Below are 21,312 nucleotides of genomic sequence, written 5' to 3'. Positions count from 1 at the left end.
AATCCATCATGAATATGCACGTCCCGGCTTCAAAACAAGCAGCACCCGCCAAATCGGCGGAACAACCGAAAACCGCGATCTCGGCCCTCTGGCGCCCGGCGCTGGTGCAAGCCTTCGTCAAGCTCGACCCGCGGCAATTGCAGCGTGCGCCGGTGATGCTGGTGGTCGAACTGACCGCCGTCCTGACCACCGTGCTGTGCTTCATTCCCGACAGCAGTGTGCCGACCTTTGTCGCCGCGCAAATCGCCTTGTGGCTGTGGTTCACCGTGCTGTTCGCCAACTTCGCCGAAGCCTTGGCCGAAGGTCGCGGCAAGGCCCGCGCCGACAGCCTCAAGGCCGGCAGCGAAGGCTTGAGCGCTCGGCGCAAAACCAGCAACGGTGCCTTTCAAGTGGTGCCGGCCACCAGCCTGCGCAAGGGCGATGTGGTGCGCGTTGAAGCCGGGGAAATGATCCCCGGTGACGGCGAGGTGATTGAAGGCATCGCGGCGGTCAACGAAGCGGCGATTACCGGTGAATCCGCGCCAGTGATTCGCGAATCCGGCGGCGACCGCTCGGCCGTCACCGGCAACACTCGCCTGGTCTCAGACTGGCTGCTGGTGCGCATCACCGCTAACCCTGGCGAGTCGACGCTGGACCGCATGATCGCCCTGGTCGAAGGCGCCAAACGCCAGAAAACCCCGAACGAAGTGGCGCTCGACATCCTGCTGATCGGCCTGACCCTGATCTTTCTGCTGGTGGTCGTCACCCTGCAACCGTTCGCCCACTTCGCCAACGGCAGCCTGCCGCTGGTGTTCCTGGTGGCGTTGTTGGTCACGCTGATTCCGACCACCATTGGCGGTTTGCTGTCGGCCATTGGTATCGCCGGGATGGACCGTCTGGTGCGCCTGAACGTGATCGCCAAATCCGGTCGCGCCGTGGAAGCGGCGGGGGACGTACACGTCCTGCTGCTGGACAAGACCGGCACCATCACCTTCGGTAACCGTCGTTGCACCGCGGTTTACGCGGCGCCTGGCGTCACCGCCAAGGAACTCGCCGAGGGTGCGTTGTTCGCCTCGTTGGCCGATGACACGGCTGAAGGTAAATCCATCGTCGAGTACCTGCGCGGCACTCATCCGCAGCCTGAGCCGTCCACCGAACTGCTGACCGTTGTACCGTTCAGTGCCGAGACGCGCCTGTCCGGTGTCGACTATCAGGGCCGCGTGTATCGCAAAGGTGCGGTGGACTCGTTGCTGGCCTTCGTCGGCCTGAAACGCGCCGACCTTGCAGCGCCGCTGTCCCGGGAAATCGACAAGATCGCCCAGAGCGGCGGCACGCCGTTGCTGGTCTGCGCCGACGGTAAATTGCTCGGCGCGATCCACCTCAAGGACGTGGTCAAGCCCGGCATCCGCGAGCGTTTCGCCGAGCTGCGCAAACTGGGAATTCGCACGGTCATGGTGACCGGCGACAACCCGCTGACCGCCGCCGCGATTGCGGCCGAGGCGGGCGTGGATGACGTGCTGGCCGAAGCCACGCCAGAGAAGAAACTGGCGCGCATTCGCCACGAGCAGAACGACGGTCGCCTGGTCGCCATGTGCGGCGACGGCGCCAACGACGCCCCGGCCCTGGCCCAGGCGGACGTGGGCATGGCGATGAACGACGGGACGCAAGCGGCGCGCGAGGCGGCGAACATGGTCGACCTCGACAGCGACCCGACCAAGCTGCTGGACGTGGTGCAGATTGGTAAAGAACTGCTGGTGACCCGCGGTGCGCTGACGACGTTTTCCATCGCCAACGACGTGGCCAAGTACTTCGCCATCCTGCCGGCGCTGTTCGCCTCGATCTACCCGCAACTGGGCGTGCTGAACGTCATGCACCTGAGCAGTCCGCAGAGCGCGATTCTGTCGGCGATTGTGTTCAACGCCTTGATCATTGTGGTGCTGATTCCGCTGGCGCTGCGCGGTGTGCGGGTGCAAGCGGCGAGTGCGGCGGCGTTGCTGCGTCGCAATTTATTGATCTATGGGTTGGGCGGGCTATTGGTGCCGTTTGTGGGGATCAAGGCGATCGACATGCTGCTCACTGCATTGCATTTGGTTTGACCCTGGCGAGCGCTTCGCGCTCGATCGCGGGCAAGCCTCGCTCCTACAGGGTTTGAGGTGTTCGCAAAGCTCGTGTACGACGCCAACCCGTAGGAGCAAAGCTTGCTCGCGATGAATGCACCACGGTGCAGCTGAATGAACGCTGACTTGTTCACCGAATTCGAGGATTCTGAAATGTCCACAATGATACGCCCGGCCCTGAGCCTGCTCGTCCTGATGACCCTGATCACCGGCGTCGCTTACCCCTTGGTGGTCACCGGTGTCGCCCAGGTCGCATTCCCCGATCAAGCCAACGGCAGCCTGGTCCACGACGCCGATGGCAAGGTCCGCGGCTCGTCCCTGATTGCCCAGGATTTCGTCGGTGACGCCTGGTTCCATCCACGGCCATCGGCCGGTGCATTTGCCACCGTGTCGAGCAGTGCCAGTAACCTCTCGCCGAGCAACCCGGCCCTGGCCACTCGGGTGATCGACGATGCCAATAAACTGCTGGTGCCGGGCCAGGGTCCGGTGCCATTGGCCCTGTTGACCACCTCGGGCAGCGGTCTCGATCCACACTTGCCACCGGCAGCGATTACCTATCAACTGGCGCGTGTTGCGGCCGCGCGCAATCTGCCGGTGGCGACCCTTCAGCAACTGCTGGACGCGCACATTGAACAGCCACTCGTTGGCCCGCCAGTGGTGAATGTTTTGGCGTTGAACCTGGCGCTGGAAAACCTGTGGTAGACGATCGTTCCCACGCTCCGCGTGGGAATGCATCAATGGACGCTCTGCGTCCGCTTGGATGGGACGCGGAGCGTCCCGGGCTGCATTCCCACGCAGAGCGTGGGAACGATCAATCTGAAAAAAGAGAACTTCAAGCATGAGTGACTCCGGCCGCGCCGACGCGTTGTTAGCAGACCTGCCTCGGGATGGCCGTGGCCGGCTCAAGGTTTTTCTCGGCGCCGCACCCGGTGTCGGCAAAACCTACGCCATGCTGCAAGCGGCCCACACCCAACTGCGCCAGGGTGTGAAAGTCATCGCCGGCGTGGTCGAAACCCATGGCCGCGCCGAAACCGAAGCGCTGCTCGGCGGCTTGCCGCAGCAACCGTTGGTGCGCTCGGAATACCGAGGCGTGATGCTCGAAGAAATGGACCTCGACGGCTTGCTCGCGGCCAAACCGAAACTGGTGCTGGTGGACGAACTGGCCCACAGCAACGCGCCCGGCAGTCGCCACACCAAACGCTGGCAAGACATCCAGGAACTGCTCGCTGCAGGCATTGACGTGTTCACCACGGTCAACGTCCAGCACCTGGAAAGTCTTAACGACAAAGTGCGTGGCATCACCGGCGTGCAGGTCCGCGAAACCCTGCCGGACTGGGTGCTGCAAGAGGCCTACGAACTGCTGCTGATCGACCTGCCGCCGCGCGAGCTGCTCGAGCGTCTGCGCGATGGCAAGGTCTACGTGCCGGAGCAGGCGAGGGCGGCCATCGACGCTTTCTTCACCCAGACCAACCTCACGGCCCTGCGTGAACTGGCGATGCAAACTGCCGCCGCTCAGGTCGATGATGATTTGGCTCAGGGCTATCGCCAGCTCGGCCAAGCGGCGCCGGCGGTACGCGGTCGCCTGTTGGTCGGTGTCGATGGCGATGCTCAGGCCGAGCGCCTGGTGCGTCACGCCAGTCGCGTCGCCCAGCGTCGGCATTTGCCGTGGAGCCTGGTGCATGTGGACAACGGCAGCGTGCGTGACGAGCAGTCGCGCCTGCGTCTGCAAAGTGCCCAGCAATTGGCCGAACGCCTCGGCGGCGAAGTGGTGTTGTTGCGCGCCGGTGAGGTGGCGAAAACCCTGATCCAGCACGCTGCCGAACGCCGCGCCAGTCTTGTGTTGGTGGGGCAGTCCCGGCAGCGGTTGCGTCGGCGCTTGTTCGGTGGCGGTCTGGCGTCACGTTTGCTGCGCGATGCGCGCGGGTTGGAAATCAACGTCCTCGACAGCGACCACGAACAGCATCAGCCGCGTCAGCGTTCGGCGCAGACGCTGGTGTGGTTCGACTACGCGCTGGCGCTGATGGCGACGGTGCTCGCCAGCGCCTTGGCCTGGGCGGTGGCGAGTGTCTTGCCGCTGCCCAATATCTCGCTGGTGTTTCTCGCCGCGGTGTTGCTGGTGGCGGTGCGCAGCAGCCTCGGCCCGGCGCTGGCCTGTGCGGCGTTGTCGTTTCTGACCTACGACTTTTTGTTCATTCCGCCGACTTTCTCTTTCAGCATCCAGCGCGAAGAAGACGTGCTGACCTTGCTGTTCTTCCTGCTGATGGCGGCGCTCACCGGTAACCTCGCGGCCCGACAGCGGCGGCAGTTACAAGCCCTGCGCGACACTCAGGAAGAAACCACCGAACTGCTCGACCTGTCACGCAAACTCACTGCCGCCACCGACCGTCAGGCGGTGGTCAGCGCAGCGGCCCAGCACCTCAACGGCTGGAGTGATCTGCAACTGTGCCTGCTCAATCAAGACGGGCAGGGCGGCTGGAAAGTCGAAACCGGTGGGCCGCTGGAGTTTTCCGAAGCCGAGCGCGCTGCCGCTGATTGGGCCTGGCAACATGATCAACCGGCCGGCGCGGGCACCGGTACGCTGCCGTTCGGACGCTGGTGGTGGTGGCCGTTGTCGGTGGAAGACGGGCCGCTGGCATTGCTCGGTGTGTGTGCCAAAGAGGGCCAGACCCTGAGCGGGCAGCGTCGCCGTTTGTTGACCGCGTTGAGCCAGCCGCTGGCCCAGGCGCTGGCGCGTGCGCAATTGGCCGAGGACCTGGAAGCCGCTCGGCTGCACGGCGAAACCGAGCAACTGCGCAGTGCCTTGCTGGCCTCGGTGTCCCACGATTTGCGCACGCCGCTGACCTCCATGCGCGGCAGCATCGACAGCCTGTTGGCCCTCGGTGAAGCGATCCCGCTGGAGGATCGCCGCGAACTGCTCGAAGGCACTCGCGATGAAGCCGAACGCCTCGATCGCTACATCCAAAACCTGCTGGACATGACCCGCCTCGGGCACGGCGCCCTGAAGCTCGCGCGGGACTGGGTGTCGCCGGCCGACATCGTCGGCAGTTCGCTCAATCGTCTGCGCGCCGTGCTGGCGCCGTTGCAGGTGACCACCGAAGTGCCGCCGCAGTTGCCGCTGCTTTACGTCCACGCCGCGCTGATCGAACAGGCGCTGGTCAACGTGCTCGAAAACGCCGCGCGGTTTTCACCGCCTCACGGTCGCCTGCAATTGCGCGCCGGAGCCGATGACAGCGAGCTGTTTTTTTCAGTGAGCGATGAAGGGCCGGGGATTCCGCAGGAAGAACGGGCGAAGATTTTCGACATGTTCTACACCGCTGCGCGCGGTGATCGTGGTGGACAGGGCACCGGGCTGGGGCTGGCGATCTGTCAGGGCATGGTCGGTGCCCATGGCGGGCGGATCAGCGTCGCCGATGGCATCGAAGGGCGGGGCACCTGCATCACGGTGCACCTGCCGTTGCAGGCTCAGCCGGCCTTTGAAAATTAAGAGCCGAAAGTGAAGCCTGATCGTGCTTGCGTTACTCTCTTGCTACTTCTTTGTGTTGATGTGAATTCATGAGCCAGACCGCGACCATTTTGGTCATTGATGACGAACCACAGATCCGCAAATTCCTGCGCATCAGCCTCGCCTCCCAGGGCTATAAAGTGCTCGAAGCCGGTACCGGAACCGAAGGCCTGGCCCACGCTGCGCTGAATAAGCCAGACCTGCTGGTGCTCGACCTCGGGTTGCCGGACATGGACGGCCAGCACGTGCTGCGCGAGTTTCGCGAGTGGTCTAAGGTGCCAGTGCTGGTGCTCTCGGTGCGTGCCAGTGAAGGGCAGAAAGTTGAAGCCCTCGATGGCGGCGCCAACGACTACGTGACCAAACCGTTTGGTATTCAGGAATTTCTGGCCCGGGTTCGTGCGTTGTTGCGTCAGGCGCCGGCGGGAGAAGCTCAAACGGCGGCGCTGACGTTCGGCCCGTTGACCGTCGATCTGGCTTATCGCCGGGTACTGCTCGATGGCACCGAAGTCGCGCTGACCCGCAAGGAATACGCGGTGCTGGCGCAACTGGCGCGGCATCCGGGGCGGGTGATCACCCAGCAGCAACTGCTCAAGGACATCTGGGGGCCGACCCATACCGAGGACACTCACTATTTGCGGATTGTGGTCGGGCACTTGCGCCAGAAACTGGCAGACGACCCGACGCAGCCGCGGTTCATCGTCACCGAAGCCGGGGTTGGGTATCGGTTGTTGAGTGAGGACAGCCTTTAGTTTTAGTGTTGAATGATCCGGCGCCATCGCGGGCAAGCCCAATCAACGCAAACCTCAGCTCAAACCGCCATAAAACTCCACCACTGGCATCTGCCGTTTCATCAACACCTTGCCATCACGCACCGAATACAGCGGCAGGCCCTGGCTGCGGATCACCTCGTAATCGCTGTCCGCCGACAGAATCAGCAAATTCGCCGGCCGCCCGCGTTCCAGTCCATACCGATCACCGAGGTTCATGGCCTTGGCGCTGTTGTCGGTGACCAGGTCCAGCGCGCTTTGCAGGTTGCGGTAACCGAGCATGTGGCAGATGTGCAGACCCGCTTCGAGCACTCGCAAGATGTTGCCGTTGCCCAGCGGATACCACGGGTCGACGATCGAATCCTGGCCGAAACACACGTTCATCCCCGCTTCCAGCAATTCATTCACTCGGGTCACGCCCCGGCGTTTCGGGAAGTTGTCGAAGCGCCCTTGCAGGTGAATGCTTTCGGTGGGGCAGGAGACAAAACTGATCCCCGAATGCCCGAGCAGGCGAAACAGTTTGGCGCAGTAAGCGTTGTCGTAAGAGCCCATGGCCGTGGTGTGGCTGGCGGTGACCCGCGAGCCCATATCGCGGCTGCGGGCTTCTTCGGCCAGCACCTCCAGAAAGCGTGAGTGCGGATCGTCGGTTTCATCGCAATGCACATCCACCAGGCAACCGGTGCGCTCGGCCAGGTCCATCAGGAATTTCACGGAGCTCACGCCTTGATCGCGGGTGTACTCGAAATGCGGAATGCCGCCGACCACATCGGCGCCCATGCGGATCGCTTCTTCCATTAACGCCCGACCGTTGCGGTACGACTCGATGCCTTCTTGCGGGAACGCAACGATCTGCATGTCGATCAGGTGACGGCTTTCCTCGCGTACTTCGAGCATCGCCTTCAGCGCAGTGAGCTGCGGGTCGGTGACGTCGACGTGGGTGCGTACGTGCTGGATACCGTGGGCGGCGAGGGTCTGGATGGTTTTCTTGGCACGGGTTTTGGTGTCTTCCTCGGTGATCGTCACCTTGCGCTCGCCCCAGCACTCGATGCCTTCGAACAGCGTGCCACTCATGTTCCAGCGCGGCTCGCCGGCAGTGAGCGTTGCGTCGAGATGGATGTGCGGCTCGACGAAGGGCGGCACCACCAGGTTGCCGCCGGCGTCCAGATCATCGGGGCCCAGGGTGGGTGCTTCGGTCTGTCGGGCGATGCTGCTGATCAGGCCGTTTTCCAGGTGCAATTCATGCAGGTCATCTTGGTTGCGCAGGCGGGCGTTGATGATGTGCATCAGGCGAATCCTTTTATAGATCTTGTAATGGTGCGTTGGCAGTACGGGCACCCAGCACGCCGGCAACGTACTGATCACCGCGCCGGGGAGTGTTGCAGGGGTCGTGCCAAACGTGGATTGGAGTAGTTATTTTAGTCGAGCAGGGAGACTTGGCCCGGGGAGGGCTCGAAAGCGGTGCCGCTGACGGAACACAGGACCCATGTGGGAGCGAGCTTGCTCCCACAGTGGATTTTGTTTCGTCAAGAGGATTTGTGTTGCAGCAAAAACCGCAGCAACGCCGCGACGATCGCTTCCGGTGCATCTTCCTGAACCAAATGCCCGGCATTGGGAATGGGGTGAAATTGCGACCCTGGAATCATTTGATGCAACGCCCGCCCACGCTCGATGGGAATCCACTGATCGTCTTCCCCCCAAAGAATCTGCACCGGGCAGCGAATCGTCGGGTACAGCCCTTCGGCCTCACGGGTATAACGCTCATCCATCTGCGCGATCTGCCGATAGAACGCCGCTTGCCCCGGATCGCCCAGCCACGGCTGCACGTAAGGCGCGAGTTCGTCGTCCGGGATTTCACGCTTGATCGCCCCGCGAAGATAGGCCGTCACGATCGCCTGTTGAATGTCATCAGGCAGGCCACTGAACGCCGCCTCATGCTGACGCACATGCTGCACAAACGGCGAACCCCAGGGCGTCAGCGCCACAGGATCAATCAACGTCAGGCTGCGGTAGTCCTTGCCGTTCAGCAGGTGAGCACGCAGGGCGGTGGCGCCGCCGAAGTCGTGAGCGACGACGTCTGGTCGCCCAAGCCCCCAGTGATTCAGCAAGTGAGCCAACAGGTCGTTTTGCACACCCAGCGACACATCGCCCTCGATTTTCTCCGATTGCCCATAGCCCAGCAGGTCGAAGTAATGCACCCGGTGCGTGGCGATGAAGTGCGGCGCAATTCGGTGCCACACATAAGAAGAGAAGGGCGTGCCATGTACGAACACCAACGACGGACCGTCGCCCCGTACGGCGTAGCGAACGGAGTGCCTGTTGAAGCGATAGGTCTGAGCCAGCGGCCAGTCAGTCATGCGCGTGTCCTCTTGGCGTGTTCGAGCCAAAAGCATAGGCATAAAAAAACCACCGGTCTCGGTGGTTTTTTTGATCTATTGGCTTACTCGCCGTGATAGATACAGCCGCTGGTGCACGTCTCGTGGATACGGATCGCGCTGAGTTCCGGCAGCAGAGGCTTCAATTCATTCCAGATGAATTTGGCCAGGACTTCACTGGTCGGGTTTTCCAGGCCGGGAATGTCGTTCAGGTAGTTATGGTCCAGGCGCTCATAGAGCGGCTTGAAGATCGCCTTGATTTCCGAGAAGTCGCGGATCCAGCCCGTGTGCGGATCGAGGTCGCCGCTAAGGTGAATCGCCACTTTGAACGAGTGACCGTGCAAGCGGCCGCATTTGTGGCCTTCCGGCACGTGGGGCAGGCGGTGGGCGGATTCGAAGGTAAATTCTTTGAAGATTTCCAAGGGGTTTGAGCTCTGTCAGGTGGCGATCGCCGCAGCGATTTGGGCAGGCGGCGAGTTTAACAGTTTGCGTTTGGCATTGCGGGAAAACACTGACTAAAGGGTCAGCAAGCGCTCCCCGAGGCGACCGCTGGCGGCCAGTTCGAGGAATTCGTCACCGAGCCTGCGGCTTTCATCCATCGTCGTGCGCCAGTATTTCTGCCGGCTCGGGGCATCGCCCATGAAGCGCTTGAAGTCGTTACGGTCCGGGAGTTTGCCGTAGGGCAGGCGCGCCAGGTATTCTTTCGACGGTGACAGCAACAGGACATCCTGCAAACGCGCAGGACAAGCGCGGCGCCACGGCAGGGTCTTGTCGAACCAGCCGGGAATGACCCGGTCGGTGAAATGCGGGTAGAGCACGATGTCGTTGCCGCTGTAGGGCAGGTCGAGGTGATAGTCCAGCAGACCGCCATCGCGAAATGTCCCTATACCTGCGCCCGGCAGGTCACGCACGCCTTCCATCACCATCGGGATCGAGCCCGAGGCGAGCAAGGCCTGGCGCAGGTTGCCGACCTGCAGCGCAACGAAGCGCGAGGGGAAATCGTTCAGTGCATTGACCGGCGGTGCCCGGCGCGGATCGTGGATGATCAGCCGCTCGAAATGCCGCGACAACCGCGCACGCCCCCGCAGGTTGTCGGCGATCACCGCTGACAGGCCCAGCCCCAGTCGGCCGCGATGATCGTCCGCCAACAAGCCGTGGCTTTTGACCAGCATGATGTTCAGTCGGTAATGAGCGTTGTCCAGAATCGAGGCGTCGCGGCCATCGAGCAGGTCATCGAGCATGCGCCGGGAGCTCTGGCTGATCTGCGCCATGGTCACGCCCTTGGCGAAGTTTTGCTCGGTGTAGAGGTGACCGAGGCGACGGATGCCTTCGGCGGCATCCGGTAGACAAGCGCTGGCGAAGCGCCAGGAACCCACCGACGCACCGATCAGCGAACGTTCCCGGGGCGCCGCCGGTAGCCATTCACCGAACAACGCCAGGTCCAGACCTTGAATCCCCAACGCCTTGGGACCACCGGCGGCACCTGGCAGTGTGCCGACATCGGCGGCGCTCAAACCGTTTTCACGGATGCGCGCGAAGGCGCGAGGGCCGGCCTTGAGGGTCAGGGAGGGGAACTTGATGTGGATGGCGGTCATGCCGGTCTCAATAGTTGGCGAACGTGCGGATTATAAACGCGTCGCACCCGATCAATGTAGCTGCCTGATATTGATGTCAGGTTGTCATGACCAATGATGGCAATTCAGTTTCAGTTAAGTTCAGATCGCTAAGGTGGCTTACACCGGCAACACACAAAAAAAACGGAGACACCCCATGAAAACCCTGACTGCCCTGTTCACCGCGTCCATCATTGGCATGACCGCCAGCATTGCCCACGCTCGCGACCTCGGCCCCGACGAAGCCCTGAGACTGCGTGACGCGGGTACCATTGTGTCTTTCGAGAAGCTCAACGCCACCGCTCTGGCCAAACATTCCGACGCCAAGGTCACCGCAACCGAGCTGGAAGAAGAGTATGGCAAGTACATCTATCAGGTGGAATTGCGCGACCCACAGGGCCTTGAGTGGGACCTGGAATTGGACGCTGTCAGCGGGCAGGTTCTCAAGGATCATCAGGATACGTAATGAAGGTGTCTTCTTTTTCACATCGGTGCGCGAGCGGTCGAATGGCCCTGGCGCTTCTGGCTTTTTGCTCGGTGGTCATGGCCCGCGACCTGGATCAGGACGAGGCCCTGCGCCTGCGTCAACAGGGCGTGATCCTGCCGCTGGAGCAGCTGTTGCAGCAAGCGCTGGACCGCTATCCCGGGGCCAAATTGCTGGAAGCCGAGCTTGAAGAAAAACACGACGTCTACGTTTATGAAGTCGAGCTGCTGACCACCGACGGCGTGGTCCGCGAACTGGACCTCGACGCCACCACTGGCCAGTTATTGAAAGACAAGGAAGATTGATCGATGCGTTTGCTTCTGGTGGAAGACCATGTGCCGCTGGCCGACGAATTGATGGCCGGCCTCAATCGGCAGGGGTACGCCGTGGACTGGCTGGCCGACGGTCGCGATGCGGTGTATCAGGGCAGCAGCGAGCCTTATGACCTGATCATCCTTGACCTCGGTCTGCCAGGTTTGCCAGGACTCGACGTGCTGAGCCAATGGCGGGCCGGTGGCTTGGCCACCCCCGTGCTGATCCTCACCGCCCGTGATTCCTGGGCCGAACGGATCGAAGGCCTCAAGGCTGGCGCTGACGACTATCTGACCAAACCCTTCCACCCCGAAGAGCTGCATTTGCGGGTCCAGGCGCTGTTGCGCCGCTCCCATGGCCATGCCAACCAGCCGACACTCAAGGCTGCCGGACTGCACCTGGACGAAGGCCGTCAATGCGTGACCCGCGACGGCGCCGACATTCAGCTCACCGCCGCTGAATTCCGTCTGCTGCGTTATTTCATGCTGCACCCCGAGCAGATTCTTTCCAAAAGCCACCTCGCCGAACACCTCTACGACGGTGAAACCGAGCGCGACTCCAACGTGCTCGAAGTCCACGTCAACCACCTGCGGCGCAAACTCGGGCGCAGCGTTATCGAAACCCGTCGTGGCCAGGGTTACCTGTTCGGCGGGCAAGCCCAGTGAGGTCGATCCAGCGCCGCTTGAGTCTGGGGCTGATCAGCGTGATGGTGATCGTCGGCCTGGTGCTGGCGCAGACCAGCCTGTGGCTGTTTGAAATGGGTTTGCAGCGCTACCTCGAAGCCGGCCTGCGCAACGACAGCGAAAACCTGCTGGTGGCGCTGGTGCGTGGGCCGCAGGGGTTGCAGCTGGATGAGCGGCACCTGTCACCGGCCTATCAGCGACCGTTTTCCGGGCATTACTTCCGCATCGACTTCGCCGACAGCCATTGGCGCTCCCGTTCGCTATGGGATCAGGACATGCCGCGCCTCGACCATGCCGGCCTGCACAGCAACCTGCAATTGGGGCCGGAAGGGCAGCAATTGCTGGTGCTGCGGTCGGACTATCGACGGCTCGGCCAATCAATTTCGATCAGCGTGGCCCAGGATTACACGCCGGTTCGCGAGAGCTTCCTGCGTATGCAACAGGTGGGTCTCGGTCTGGGATTGGCGGGGTTGCTGCTGATTCTGCTGCTGCAACGGATTACCGTGCGCCGCGCCTTGCGCCCACTGGAAAAGGCTCGTGAGCAGATCGCCCAGTTGCAGCAGGGCCAGCGCTCGCAACTCGATGATCAGGTGCCGGTAGAGCTTGAACCGCTGGTGGCGCAGATCAACCATTTGCTCGCTCACACCGAAGACAGCCTCAAGCGCTCGCGCAATGCGCTGGGCAACCTCGGCCACGCCTTGAAAACCCCGCTGGCGGTGTTGTTGAGCCTGGCCTCAAGCGAGAAGCTCGACGCGCATCCGGAACTGCGCAAGGTGATTCAGGCACAACTGGAGCAGGTCCAGCAACGACTCAATCGTGAACTCAATCGCGCACGGTTATCCGGCGATGCGCTGCCGGGGGCGTTATTTGATTGCGATGCGCAATTGCCGGGGTTGTTGGCGACGTTGAACATGATCCATGGTGAGCATCTTGAACTCAGCTACCGTGCACCGGCCGGTTTGCAACTGCCGTGGGACCGTGAGGATTTGCTCGAACTGCTCGGTAACCTGCTGGACAACGCCTGCAAGTGGGCGGATGCCGAGGTTCGGTTGAGCGTGGTCGAGACGGCCGAAGGGTTTGAGTTAAGCGTGGAAGACGATGGGCCGGGGATTCCCGAACACCAGCGCGATCAGGTGTTCAGCCGGGGGACTCGGCTTGATGAACAGACGGATGGGCATGGGTTGGGGTTGGGGATCGTGCGGGATATCGTTGATACGTGGGGCGGGGTGTTGCGGTTGGAGGAGAGTGAGTGGGGCGGGTTGAAGGTGATGATCGAGTTGCCCAAGCGCTGATCGTTCCCACGCTCTGCGTGGGAATGCATCCCGTGACGCTCTGCGTCACCTCCAGAAGCGGAACGCGGAGCGTGGGAACGATCATTTGAGGGGGTTAAACGCGAAATTGATCCATCAAACTCTGCTGCTGATTCGCCAGGCTATTGAGCGACTGACTCACCCGCGCCGACTCATTGGCCTGCTCCGACAGCGACTCCGTCACATCCCGAATGGTCGCCACATTGTTGTTGATTTCCTCAGCCACCGCGCTCTGCTCTTCCGCAGCAGAAGCAATCTGTAAGTTCATGTCGCTGATCACCGTCACCGCCTCACCAATCTGCCGCAGCGCGGTCACCGCCTGACCCACCTGCTCGACACTGCCCTGAGCCTGGCGGTGGCTGTTGTTCATCGAGCCGACCACGTCCTGCGTGCCGCTCTGCAACTGCTCGATCACCAGACGGGTTTCTTCGACAGACTCCTGGGTCCGGCGTGCCAGGTTGCGCACTTCATCGGCCACTACGGCAAAACCGCGTCCGGCTTCACCGGCACGAGCGGCCTCGATGGCGGCGTTAAGCGCCAGCAGGTTGGTCTGTTCGGCGATGGCCCGAATCACTTCCAGCACCGAGCCGATCTTCTCGCTGTTGGCCGCCAGGCCTTCGACTTGAACCATCGCCGCGCTCATGTCGGCGGCGAGGTTGTCGATGCTGGTGGTGGTGCGGTCGATCACGGTCAAACCGCGACGGGTTGCCTGATCCGCATCCCGCGCCGCCTGTGCCGCTTGCGCTGCGCTGCGAGCGACGTCTTGAGACGTGGCGCTCATTTCGTGGGACGCGGTCGCGACCTGATCCACCTGACGGTATTGCTGTTCCATGCCGGCGCTGGTCTGCGTGGCGATGGCGGACGACTGATCCGCCGTGCTGCGCGCATCCTGCACCGAGCGTTTAACCTCGGCGATGATCGGTTGCAGCTTGTCGAGGAAGCGGTTGAACCAGCCGGCCAATTGGCCCAGTTCGTCTTGTTTGTCGTAGGCCAGGCGCCGGGTCAGATCGCCTTCGCCGCTGGCAATGTCTTCGAGCATGTGTGCCACACCCAGGATCGGTTTGGTCACGCTGCGGGCCATCAGCCACACCAGCAACAGGCCAATCAACGCGGCCAGCACACCCAGGCCGAGTTCGACCAGGGTGCCGGCGGTGTTGCTGTCATCAAGTTGTTTTTTCAGCGCTTCGGCTGGGCCGACCAGGACTTTCTCCGGCACATCGAGCAGCACGCCCCAGGACTTGCCACCGGGAATTGGCTGGAACGGCGACAGCACTTTGAGCTGTTGATTATTGTGCAGGCTTTCGGTCTTGCTGCTGGCGGCGAGCAGGCGGATCAGCTCGGCACCGTTGGTTTTGTCCACGGCATCCAGGCGCTGGCTGAGCTTGCTGGCGTCCGGGCTGTAGCCGGCCAGCAAACCGACCGGGCTAACAATGCTGACGTTGGTCTGGCCGTCATAGAGCTTCTTGCTCGCGCTCTGGCTGATGGCTTGCAGGCTGTTGAGGTTGATGTCCACCGACAGCGAAGCGATGACTTTACCGTTGACCATCAGCGGGAAAACGATGCTGGTCATTAGCACATTCTGGCCATCGATCACATAGAAGTAAGGTTCGATCACGCAGGGCTTGAGGGTCGTGCGCGGGCAGGTGAACCAGGCGTTGGCCGGTTCGCCGCTGGGGCCGGTGCGGGTGTCGGCCATGTCGCTTTCGGGCAGCGCCATGGACGTCACCTTGCCCGGAGTCGGTTGCGACCAATAAAGGGCGAAACGGCCCTTGTCGTTGCTGCCCAGCTCCGTTTGACCAGCGAACAGATCGTCCTTGCCATCCAACGCATTGGCTTCGAACACCAGCGACAGACCGAGCAGTTCCGGGTTGGCTTGCAGGGCCGACTTGACCTGGCGAGTCAGGTCTTCACGCAGGTCAAAGGCATCGAGGAAGCGCTTCTCGGCCTGGTCGCGCAGGAACAGCACCTGACGCGAAAAGCCGTGGCCATATTGATAGGCATCCATGAACTGCTGGCGAATCCCCAGCGCCTGGTTTTCACCCTGGGATTCGATCCGGGCCTGGGCGGCTTCGGTGAGCATCTCCATGCTCGAGGCTTTCACCAGCGCGGAGCTGTGCTCCATGCGATACAGCGAAAGACCCACCAGCAGGGTCACGATACCCGCCAGGCAAAGCCCGGCCAGCAGGGTGATTTTCCATTGAATGGAAAGTTGTCTGAGCGACATGGAGACGTCCTTTATTCGGTAAATATCTGAGACTTTGCACTGTAGCGGCGGCAAATCGGCTTTCTTGAGGCTTGCAGCTTGCGGCTGCTTCCTTCAAAGTGCGCGCCCTCTAATAAAACCCTCTCTTTAATCCGCTGGCGGCTCTTTGCAGACTGCCGGCCGGGCTCATTCCGTTTGCCTTGAGGTAACGATGATTAATGCAGTAATTGCCGCGGTTGGCGTCATGCTGATCCTCAGCCTGTCCCGCGTGCACGTAGTAATCGCGCTGATCGTAGGCGCGCTGGTGGGTGGTTTGACCGGTGGCCTGGGCATCGACGCGACACTGAAAGCCTTCAACAGCGGCCTCGGTGGCGGCGCGACGGTCGCGTTGTCCTACGCTTTGCTCGGCGCTTTCGCCGTGGCCATTGCCAAGTCCGGCCTGGCCCATGCCCTGGCAGACAAAGCCTTGCTGATGGTCGACCGTCAGCACGCCAGCGGTGGCCGTCAGGTCAAATGGCTGTTGATCGGTTTGTTGTGGGTGGTGGCCATCGCGTCCCAGAACATCTTGCCGATACATATCGCCTTTATTCCGTTGCTGGTACCGCCACTGTTGTATGTCCTGACCAAGCTGCAGCTGGACCGCCGGCTGATTGCCTGTGTCATAACGTTCGGTTTGATTACGCCGTACATGTTCCTGCCCGTGGGTTTCGGCAACATCTTCCTTAATGAAATCCTGCTGGCCAACGTCGCCCGTAGCGGTGTGGACATCAGCGGCATCAACGTCACCCATGCCATGGGTATTCCGGCATTGGGCATGGTCGTCGGGCTCGCGGCGGCGTTTATCAGCTACCGCAAGAAGCGCGTCTACGACCTGGAAAAGATCGAGCAAGTCGAACAGGTCGCGGTGCAGTACAACCCGCTGAGCCTGATGGTGGCCGGTCTGGCTATCGCAGCAGCGTTCATCATTCAGCTGCTGCTGGACTCGATGATCATCGGCGCGCTGACGGGTTTCCTGATCTTCTCGGTCTCGGGCATTGTGAAGTGGCGCGACACCGATGACCTGTTCACCGAAGGCATGAAAATGATGGCGATGATCGGCTTCATCATGATCGCCGCGTCCGGGTTTGGCGAAGTGATTAAAGCCACCGGGCAAGTGCAAACGCTGGTCGAAACATCGGCTTCATGGATCGGCCACAGCAAAGCCATTGGCGCGTTGCTGATGTTGTTGGTGGGCCTGTTAGTGACCATGGGCATCGGCTCGTCGTTTTCCACCGTACCGATTCTGGCGGTGATTTTCGTGCCGTTGTGCGTGCAACTGGGCTTCAGCCCATTGGCGATCGTGAGCATCGTCGGCACCGCCGGCGCGTTGGGCGATGCCGGTTCGCCAGCTTCGGATTCGACCCTCGGCCCGACCTCCGGTCTGAATATCGACGGCCAGCATCACCACATCTGGGACACCGTGGTGCCGACCTTCCTGCACTACAACCTGCCGCTGCTGGCGTTTGGTTGGGTGGCTGCGATGGTCCTGTAACCGCATTCAACTTTTGATCCGGCATGCCGTTAAAGCCTTTAACCACGCCAATAAAATCAAAAGAGTGAACCGTATGCGCATGAGCCTGAAGGCTAAAGTCCTGTCCCTTGCCATCCTCCCGGTGTTGCTCTTTGCGCTGGTCATCAGCCTGACCACGCTGTTCATTCTGCAGGAGCAGGCCCGCAAGGAAGTCGAGGAAACTCGCCAGCGCCTGCTCAGCGATGCCAAGGCGACGCTGCAAAGCTACGTCGCCGTGGCCATGACCACGATCAAACCGCTCTACGATGCGGCCGCCCCCGGTGATGACGCAGCGCGGGCCCAGGTGGTCAAGCTGCTGTCGAGCATCACCTACGGCAAGGACGGCTACTTCTTCGGCTACGACTCCAACACCGTGCGCCTGTTCAAGGCCAGCAGCCCGGAAGGCGTGGGCCAGAGCTTCAAGGACAACCGCGATCCGAACGGCGTCTACGTCAACCGCGACCTGGTGAAAGTCGCCAAGGATGGCACTCACTACCTGCAATACAGCTCGCCGCTGCCCGGCAACACCCAAGTGCTGGTGCCTAAACTCAGCTACACCGAATACCTGCCGAAGTGGGACATGGCCGTCGGTACTTCGGTGAACCTTGACGGCATCGAAGCGCAAGTCGCGCTGGTTGAGGCCAAGGTTCAGGAGCGGATGCAAGGCGTGGTGCTGAGCATCGTCGGGATTGCTGTGGTGGTACTGTTGGTGATCGCCGCCGCCGGGCTGCTGCTGGCCAACACCATCCTGCGTCCGCTGAACCTGATGAAAGCCAACCTTGATGACATTGCGGCGGGCGAGGGCGACCTGACGCGTCGCCTGACCATCACCAGCCAGGACGAACTCGGCGAACTGGCCGGCTCGTTCAACCGCTTCGTCGACAAGATCCACGGCCTGGTGCGCCAGATCACCGAAATGACCTCGCAACTGACCGGGCTGGTGAATCAGGTCTCCGACCAGGCCCAGCGTTCGGATCAGGCGATGGAACGTCAACGTCACGAGACCGATCAGGTCGCCACGGCGATCAACCAAATGTCGGCGGCGGCCCAGGAAGTGGCGAAGAGTGCGCAAAACGCGGCGGTGGCTGCCCAGCAGACCGACGAAGAAGGCCAGGCGGCCAAGCGCGTGGTCGCCGGCAGCATTGTGAAGATTCATGCGTTGGTGGACGACATTCGCAGCAGCGGCGTGTCCCTCGACAGCCTGCAAAAAGACGTGTCGTCGATTGTCAGCGTGCTCGGCGTGATCCGTTCGATTGCCGAACAGACCAACCTGCTGGCACTCAACGCCGCCATTGAAGCCGCCCGCGCCGGTGAGGCCGGTCGTGGTTTTGCCGTGGTCGCTGACGAGGTCCGAGCGCTGGCCAGTCGCACGCAAATCAGTACTCAGGAAATCCAGGGCATGATCGACCGCTTGCAGGCCGGTACCCAATCGGCCGTGGAAGCGATGCGCCGCTCCAGCGAGGCTGGCGACGGCACATCCGCTCAGGCCAACGAAGCGGGTGCGTCGCTGGATACCATGGCCCAACTGATCGGTACCATTAATTCGATGAACGCGCAGATCGCCAGCGCTGCCGAAGAGCAAACCGCCGTGGCCGAAGAGATCAACCGCAGCGTGCATCAGATCGCCGTGGCCGTGGACAGCGTGGCCGATGAAACCCAACTCGGCGCCCAGACCTCCCGCAGCCTCGCCGACCTCGGTCAACGCCTGGGCAAACTGGTGGGTCAGTTCCGCATCTGAGCCGCGACGCATTCCTTGTAGCAGCTGGCGCAGCCTGCGTTCGGCTGCGAAGCAGTCGTAAACCCTGTGCTCGCGGTTTACCTGATACACCGCGCTGCCTGATTTCACGACTGCTGCGCAGCCGAACGCAGGCTGCGCCAGTTGCTACAGGGGGTTACAGCCTGTCCCAATACGGTACGGCCCCAAAACACTCAACATAGAAATCGATCACCGTCCGCACCTTCACCGACAACCGTCGACTGCCGGGCCAGAGCACGGCAATCTGCGGTTCAAGGCTGTTGGACACCTGATACGCCCCGAGCACCGGCACCAGCGTGCCGTTGCGCACCGCTTCACCCATCAGCCACGATGGAAACATCACCAACCCCAAGCCTTGTTCGGCGGCTTGAGTCAGGGTGTCGGCGTGGTTGCCGGTGATCGGTCCCTTCACCGAGTAGGGCGTCCAGTCCTGCTGATCCTTGCGGAAAAACCAGCGTTGCTGGCCGGTCACGCCTTTGTAGGCCAGGCACTGATGCGCTGCCAGCTCTTCGGGATGTTGCGGTGTGCCGTGACGCTCCAAATAGGCCGGGCTCGCGGCGACTTGAAAGCGATGGGGCGCCAGAATGCGCGCCATTGTTTACTTCAGGCAGGTTTTCTCTATGCACACTTCTTCAATCGACGACGTTGGCGTTGTCGCCTCGCCGACCACCCGGCCAGGGTTGCGGCTGTTGCTGCTGCCGCTGGTGATTCTGGCCGGTATGGGCCTTTCCGTGGAGGCCGGTTTGCTCGGGCCGATGTACGTGATCGTGCTGACCCTGGCCACGCCGCACATCGGCATTGCCATGACGATGATCGCGATCCTTTCCGGGCAGGTCGGCAAAAGCGTGTTGATCGACCACTTCGGCTGGTTCGGCGCCACACGCAAAAAGGTCAACGGTGAACGTTGGCTGGCTTTGTTGCTGATTGTCGTGGCACTTGTTCTGATCGCTTGGGTTGATGATGAATCTGATTATTTTGTTGGCGGTGGTCGTGGCCGCCGGTGCGGTGTTGAGTGTCCAGGCGGCGATCAATGGGCGGCTGGGCGAAACGGTCGGCGTGTTGCGCAGCAGTTTGCTGACCTTCGTGGTCGGTGCAGTGACCACCGGGCTGCTGATCGTGTTTTTCGAGCCGGCCCATGCCGTGAGTTTGCTGGACGTGCCGAAATGGCAGCTCAGCGGCGCGCTGTTCGGGGTGGTGTACATGATGGTGATGGTCGGCGCGGTGCCACGGGTCGGCACGGCGGTGGCGGCGATCGTCGGGCAACTGGGGATGGGGATGTTGATTGACAACTTCGGCTGGCTGGGGAACCCGGCGATCGAGTTGTCGAGTAGCCGGATGCTGGCAATGGTGTGTCTCGCGTTGGCGTTGGTGTTCATGTATCGCAGCAGTACGCGGCAGGGCTGACGCAAGCTCCTACACTGGTGGTACGGGTCGTATTTGCGAGACCCGGACGACCACAACCCTGGAGTCAGACACATGATCAACAGTGACAGTAAATGCGACTGCCCCAAATGCTCCTGCAAACTGGGCGAGCACCCGATCGCACGCCACGGCAAGCACTATTGCTGTGAAGCTTGCGCCAAGCACCACGAACATGGCGAAGAATGTGCCAGCAAGGGCTGCAAGTGCGCCAAAGGCTGACATCAGCCACGCACAGAACGTGGAGCCTATTCGGGCTCCACTTCCAGTTTCAGACTTTGATCTTCCAGCCGTTCGGTATGGCGGATGATTCCATTGAGTCGTCGTCCATCCACCTTCACCAACACCGTCTTTGCCTGTTCCAGATCTTGCGGTATAGGGGACTGGATGCGTAGTGCGAAGCGGGTCGGGTCATGCTCGACTTGTTCAAGGCCGACCTGACACTCGGCACTTTTGGTGATTCGACCGAACAGCGTATCGAGGCCGTAGTCGAGGTGTGCCGTGCGAGTGAGTTGCGTGGTTTTCATGCGCCGATCCCTCCAACTATCCAAAGCTGCGCCATCCGTTAATTCGCCGGCCGCCACTTGACGTTTTCCACGCCGAATTTTTCCGCCATCGGCTTGCTGGTTTTTTGCACCTTCTCTCGACCGAAGCGAGGGATTCTTCCGACCCCCGCGTCGCAACTCGCCCAATGCCAGGCCTCCGCGTTATCCATCTTGTCCAGGCGGATGATGAAAGACTTGGGCGCGCCATGAAGGGTGTATTCAATGACGAAAAGTTTTGCGTTGTTCATAGAGCCCGTATTCCTCCCTGTGGTAATACAAGGATCGTCTGGGTTACCGAAAATTCACTCGGATTGTCAGATGAATGCCGCCAGTAGCGACAAGGTTGGTGGCTCGTTACCCTGCAATCTCTGAAACCCCCAATGATTGCGGTCCATGGCCTTGCCGCCCACCCAGACCTGAGTGACACCGATGCAGATGCGCAATATCTACCTTCGGTCGTCATTCCATCCCTGTAGATACTCTGTTCACAGTCAAGCCTCGGGAACGCCTGTCTCCCACGCCGACCAGTTCTTCAAAATCTCCTGCACCAACGGATTCCCCGTCAAGCCTGGTCCAGAGCCTCGTGCACCGAAGTATTAACGTATTAATGTAATTAAACCGTTGGGTTTGCGAGGGTCAACTAACGTGTATCGGGAGTGATACGGTTTTTTTTAACCGTCGCAGTCTTGATTCGCGTGTGG

20 protein-coding genes and 4 pseudogenes are annotated in these 21,312 nt (G+C 61.4%); 14 read left to right on the top strand and 10 right to left on the bottom strand.

Annotated features, from left to right (window positions below; translation table 11 throughout):
• The first annotated feature begins 8 nt into the window (after window positions 1-8).
• The 4 genes from kdpB to ACYZT3_RS19440 all read left to right on the top strand — a co-directional run bounded on the left by kdpB (window position 9) and on the right by ACYZT3_RS19440 (window position 6,347).
• Window positions 9-2,075 (top strand): potassium-transporting ATPase subunit KdpB, encoded by a 2,067-nt coding sequence (gene kdpB, locus ACYZT3_RS19455; protein WP_462030492.1) that lies wholly within the window; start codon window positions 9-11, stop codon window positions 2,073-2,075.
• A gap of 174 nt (window positions 2,076-2,249) precedes the next feature.
• Complete coding sequence (gene kdpC, locus ACYZT3_RS19450) at window positions 2,250-2,798, top strand: potassium-transporting ATPase subunit KdpC (RefSeq protein ID WP_462030491.1); 549 nt, start codon at window positions 2,250-2,252, stop codon at window positions 2,796-2,798.
• Between the two features lie 136 nt (window positions 2,799-2,934).
• Complete coding sequence (locus tag ACYZT3_RS19445; RefSeq protein WP_282376380.1) at window positions 2,935-5,580, top strand: sensor histidine kinase; 2,646 nt, start codon at window positions 2,935-2,937, stop codon at window positions 5,578-5,580.
• A gap of 68 nt (window positions 5,581-5,648) precedes the next feature.
• Window positions 5,649-6,347, top strand: a complete 699-nt coding sequence (locus ACYZT3_RS19440; RefSeq protein WP_462030490.1) for a response regulator — start codon at window positions 5,649-5,651, stop codon at window positions 6,345-6,347.
• Window positions 6,348-6,401: 54 nt separating this feature from the next.
• On the opposite strand, the gene codA is transcribed toward ACYZT3_RS19440, so the two are convergent.
• The 4 genes from codA to ACYZT3_RS19420 form a co-directional block, all read right to left on the bottom strand.
• A complete protein-coding gene (gene codA, locus ACYZT3_RS19435) occupies window positions 6,402-7,649 on the bottom strand; it encodes a cytosine deaminase (RefSeq protein ID WP_282376382.1) in 1,248 nt (415 codons plus the stop codon).
• 239 nt (window positions 7,650-7,888) lie between these two features.
• Window positions 7,889-8,719, bottom strand: a complete 831-nt coding sequence (locus ACYZT3_RS19430) for an alpha/beta fold hydrolase (RefSeq protein WP_462030489.1) — start codon at window positions 8,717-8,719, stop codon at window positions 7,889-7,891.
• Window positions 8,720-8,802: 83 nt separating this feature from the next.
• On the bottom strand, window positions 8,803-9,159 hold the full coding sequence (gene queD, locus ACYZT3_RS19425) for a 6-carboxytetrahydropterin synthase QueD (RefSeq protein ID WP_081744008.1): 357 nt from the start codon (window positions 9,157-9,159) through the stop codon (window positions 8,803-8,805).
• A gap of 93 nt (window positions 9,160-9,252) precedes the next feature.
• Entirely contained in the window at window positions 9,253-10,332 is a 1,080-nt protein-coding gene (locus ACYZT3_RS19420; RefSeq protein ID WP_282376386.1) for a patatin-like phospholipase family protein, read from the bottom strand.
• Window positions 10,333-10,507: 175 nt separating this feature from the next.
• Here ACYZT3_RS19420 and ACYZT3_RS19415 point away from each other — a divergent pair, with 175 nt between their 5' ends.
• Genes ACYZT3_RS19415 through ACYZT3_RS19400 form a run of 4 tightly spaced genes read left to right on the top strand, consistent with a single transcriptional unit; the run spans window position 10,508 to window position 13,121 of the window.
• On the top strand, window positions 10,508-10,816 hold the full coding sequence (locus tag ACYZT3_RS19415; RefSeq protein WP_282376388.1) for a PepSY domain-containing protein: 309 nt from the start codon (window positions 10,508-10,510) through the stop codon (window positions 10,814-10,816).
• On the top strand, window positions 10,816-11,139 hold the full coding sequence (locus ACYZT3_RS19410) for a PepSY domain-containing protein (RefSeq protein WP_282376390.1): 324 nt from the start codon (window positions 10,816-10,818) through the stop codon (window positions 11,137-11,139). The genes ACYZT3_RS19415 and ACYZT3_RS19410 overlap by 1 nt, the downstream gene beginning before the upstream one ends.
• 3 nt (window positions 11,140-11,142) lie before the next feature.
• Complete coding sequence (locus ACYZT3_RS19405) at window positions 11,143-11,811, top strand: response regulator transcription factor (protein WP_282376391.1); 669 nt, start codon at window positions 11,143-11,145, stop codon at window positions 11,809-11,811.
• The gene (locus ACYZT3_RS19400; protein ID WP_462030488.1) at window positions 11,808-13,121 is read left to right on the top strand and encodes a sensor histidine kinase; all 1,314 of its coding nucleotides are present in this window, start codon (window positions 11,808-11,810) and stop codon (window positions 13,119-13,121) included. Before ACYZT3_RS19405 ends, ACYZT3_RS19400 begins: the two co-directional genes overlap by 4 nt.
• Before the next feature lie 94 nt (window positions 13,122-13,215).
• On the opposite strand, the gene ACYZT3_RS19395 is transcribed toward ACYZT3_RS19400, so the two are convergent.
• Window positions 13,216-13,971: a methyl-accepting chemotaxis protein gene (locus tag ACYZT3_RS19395; RefSeq protein WP_462032400.1), complete on the bottom strand. Its 756-nt coding sequence runs from the start codon at window positions 13,969-13,971 to the stop codon at window positions 13,216-13,218.
• Window positions 13,972-14,073: 102 nt separating this feature from the next.
• Window positions 14,074-14,220 (bottom strand): annotated as a pseudogene (locus ACYZT3_RS19390) (HAMP domain-containing protein); the annotation flags it as partial.
• Between the two features lie 1,336 nt (window positions 14,221-15,556).
• Here ACYZT3_RS19390 and ACYZT3_RS19385 point away from each other — a divergent pair.
• The 3 genes and pseudogenes from ACYZT3_RS19385 (at window position 15,557) to ACYZT3_RS19375 (ending at window position 18,629) form a co-directional block, all read left to right on the top strand.
• Window positions 15,557-16,873: a Na+/H+ antiporter family protein gene (locus ACYZT3_RS19385; protein WP_282376643.1), complete on the top strand. Its 1,317-nt coding sequence runs from the start codon at window positions 15,557-15,559 to the stop codon at window positions 16,871-16,873.
• 73 nt (window positions 16,874-16,946) lie between these two features.
• Window positions 16,947-17,771, top strand: a pseudogene (locus ACYZT3_RS19380) (cache domain-containing protein); the annotation flags it as partial.
• 36 nt (window positions 17,772-17,807) lie between these two features.
• A complete protein-coding gene (locus tag ACYZT3_RS19375; RefSeq protein ID WP_371922184.1) occupies window positions 17,808-18,629 on the top strand; it encodes a methyl-accepting chemotaxis protein in 822 nt (273 codons plus the stop codon).
• Window positions 18,630-18,783: 154 nt separating this feature from the next.
• On the opposite strand, the pseudogene ACYZT3_RS19370 reads toward ACYZT3_RS19375, so the two are convergent.
• Window positions 18,784-19,239 (bottom strand): annotated as a pseudogene (locus tag ACYZT3_RS19370) (substrate binding domain-containing protein); the annotation flags it as partial.
• A gap of 28 nt (window positions 19,240-19,267) precedes the next feature.
• Here ACYZT3_RS19370 and ACYZT3_RS19365 point away from each other — a divergent pair.
• The 3 genes and pseudogenes from ACYZT3_RS19365 to ACYZT3_RS19355 all read left to right on the top strand — a co-directional run.
• Window positions 19,268-19,597 (top strand): annotated as a pseudogene (locus ACYZT3_RS19365) (DMT family transporter); the annotation flags it as partial.
• 7 nt (window positions 19,598-19,604) lie between these two features.
• Entirely contained in the window at window positions 19,605-20,051 is a 447-nt protein-coding gene (locus ACYZT3_RS19360; RefSeq protein WP_462030487.1) for a DMT family transporter, read from the top strand.
• A gap of 72 nt (window positions 20,052-20,123) precedes the next feature.
• On the top strand, window positions 20,124-20,288 hold the full coding sequence (locus tag ACYZT3_RS19355; protein ID WP_282376397.1) for a metallothionein: 165 nt from the start codon (window positions 20,124-20,126) through the stop codon (window positions 20,286-20,288).
• Window positions 20,289-20,314: 26 nt separating this feature from the next.
• On the opposite strand, the gene ACYZT3_RS19350 is transcribed toward ACYZT3_RS19355, so the two are convergent.
• From ACYZT3_RS19350 to ACYZT3_RS19340, 3 genes are all read right to left on the bottom strand, one after another.
• Window positions 20,315-20,593, bottom strand: coding sequence for a hypothetical protein (locus ACYZT3_RS19350; protein ID WP_282376398.1), 279 nt, complete (start codon window positions 20,591-20,593; stop codon window positions 20,315-20,317).
• Between the two features lie 38 nt (window positions 20,594-20,631).
• Window positions 20,632-20,859 carry a DUF6555 family protein gene (locus tag ACYZT3_RS19345; protein WP_008152143.1) on the bottom strand — a complete coding sequence of 76 codons (228 nt, stop codon included), beginning with the start codon at window positions 20,857-20,859 and terminating at the stop codon, window positions 20,632-20,634.
• Between the two features lie 66 nt (window positions 20,860-20,925).
• Window positions 20,926-21,054, bottom strand: a complete 129-nt coding sequence (locus ACYZT3_RS19340) for a hypothetical protein (protein ID WP_282376402.1) — start codon at window positions 21,052-21,054, stop codon at window positions 20,926-20,928.
• Window positions 21,055-21,312: the final 258 nt, after the last annotated feature.

The organism is Pseudomonas sp. MDT1-16 (assembly GCF_054898115.1).
This window is presented reverse-complemented; position numbering and strand designations above follow the sequence as displayed.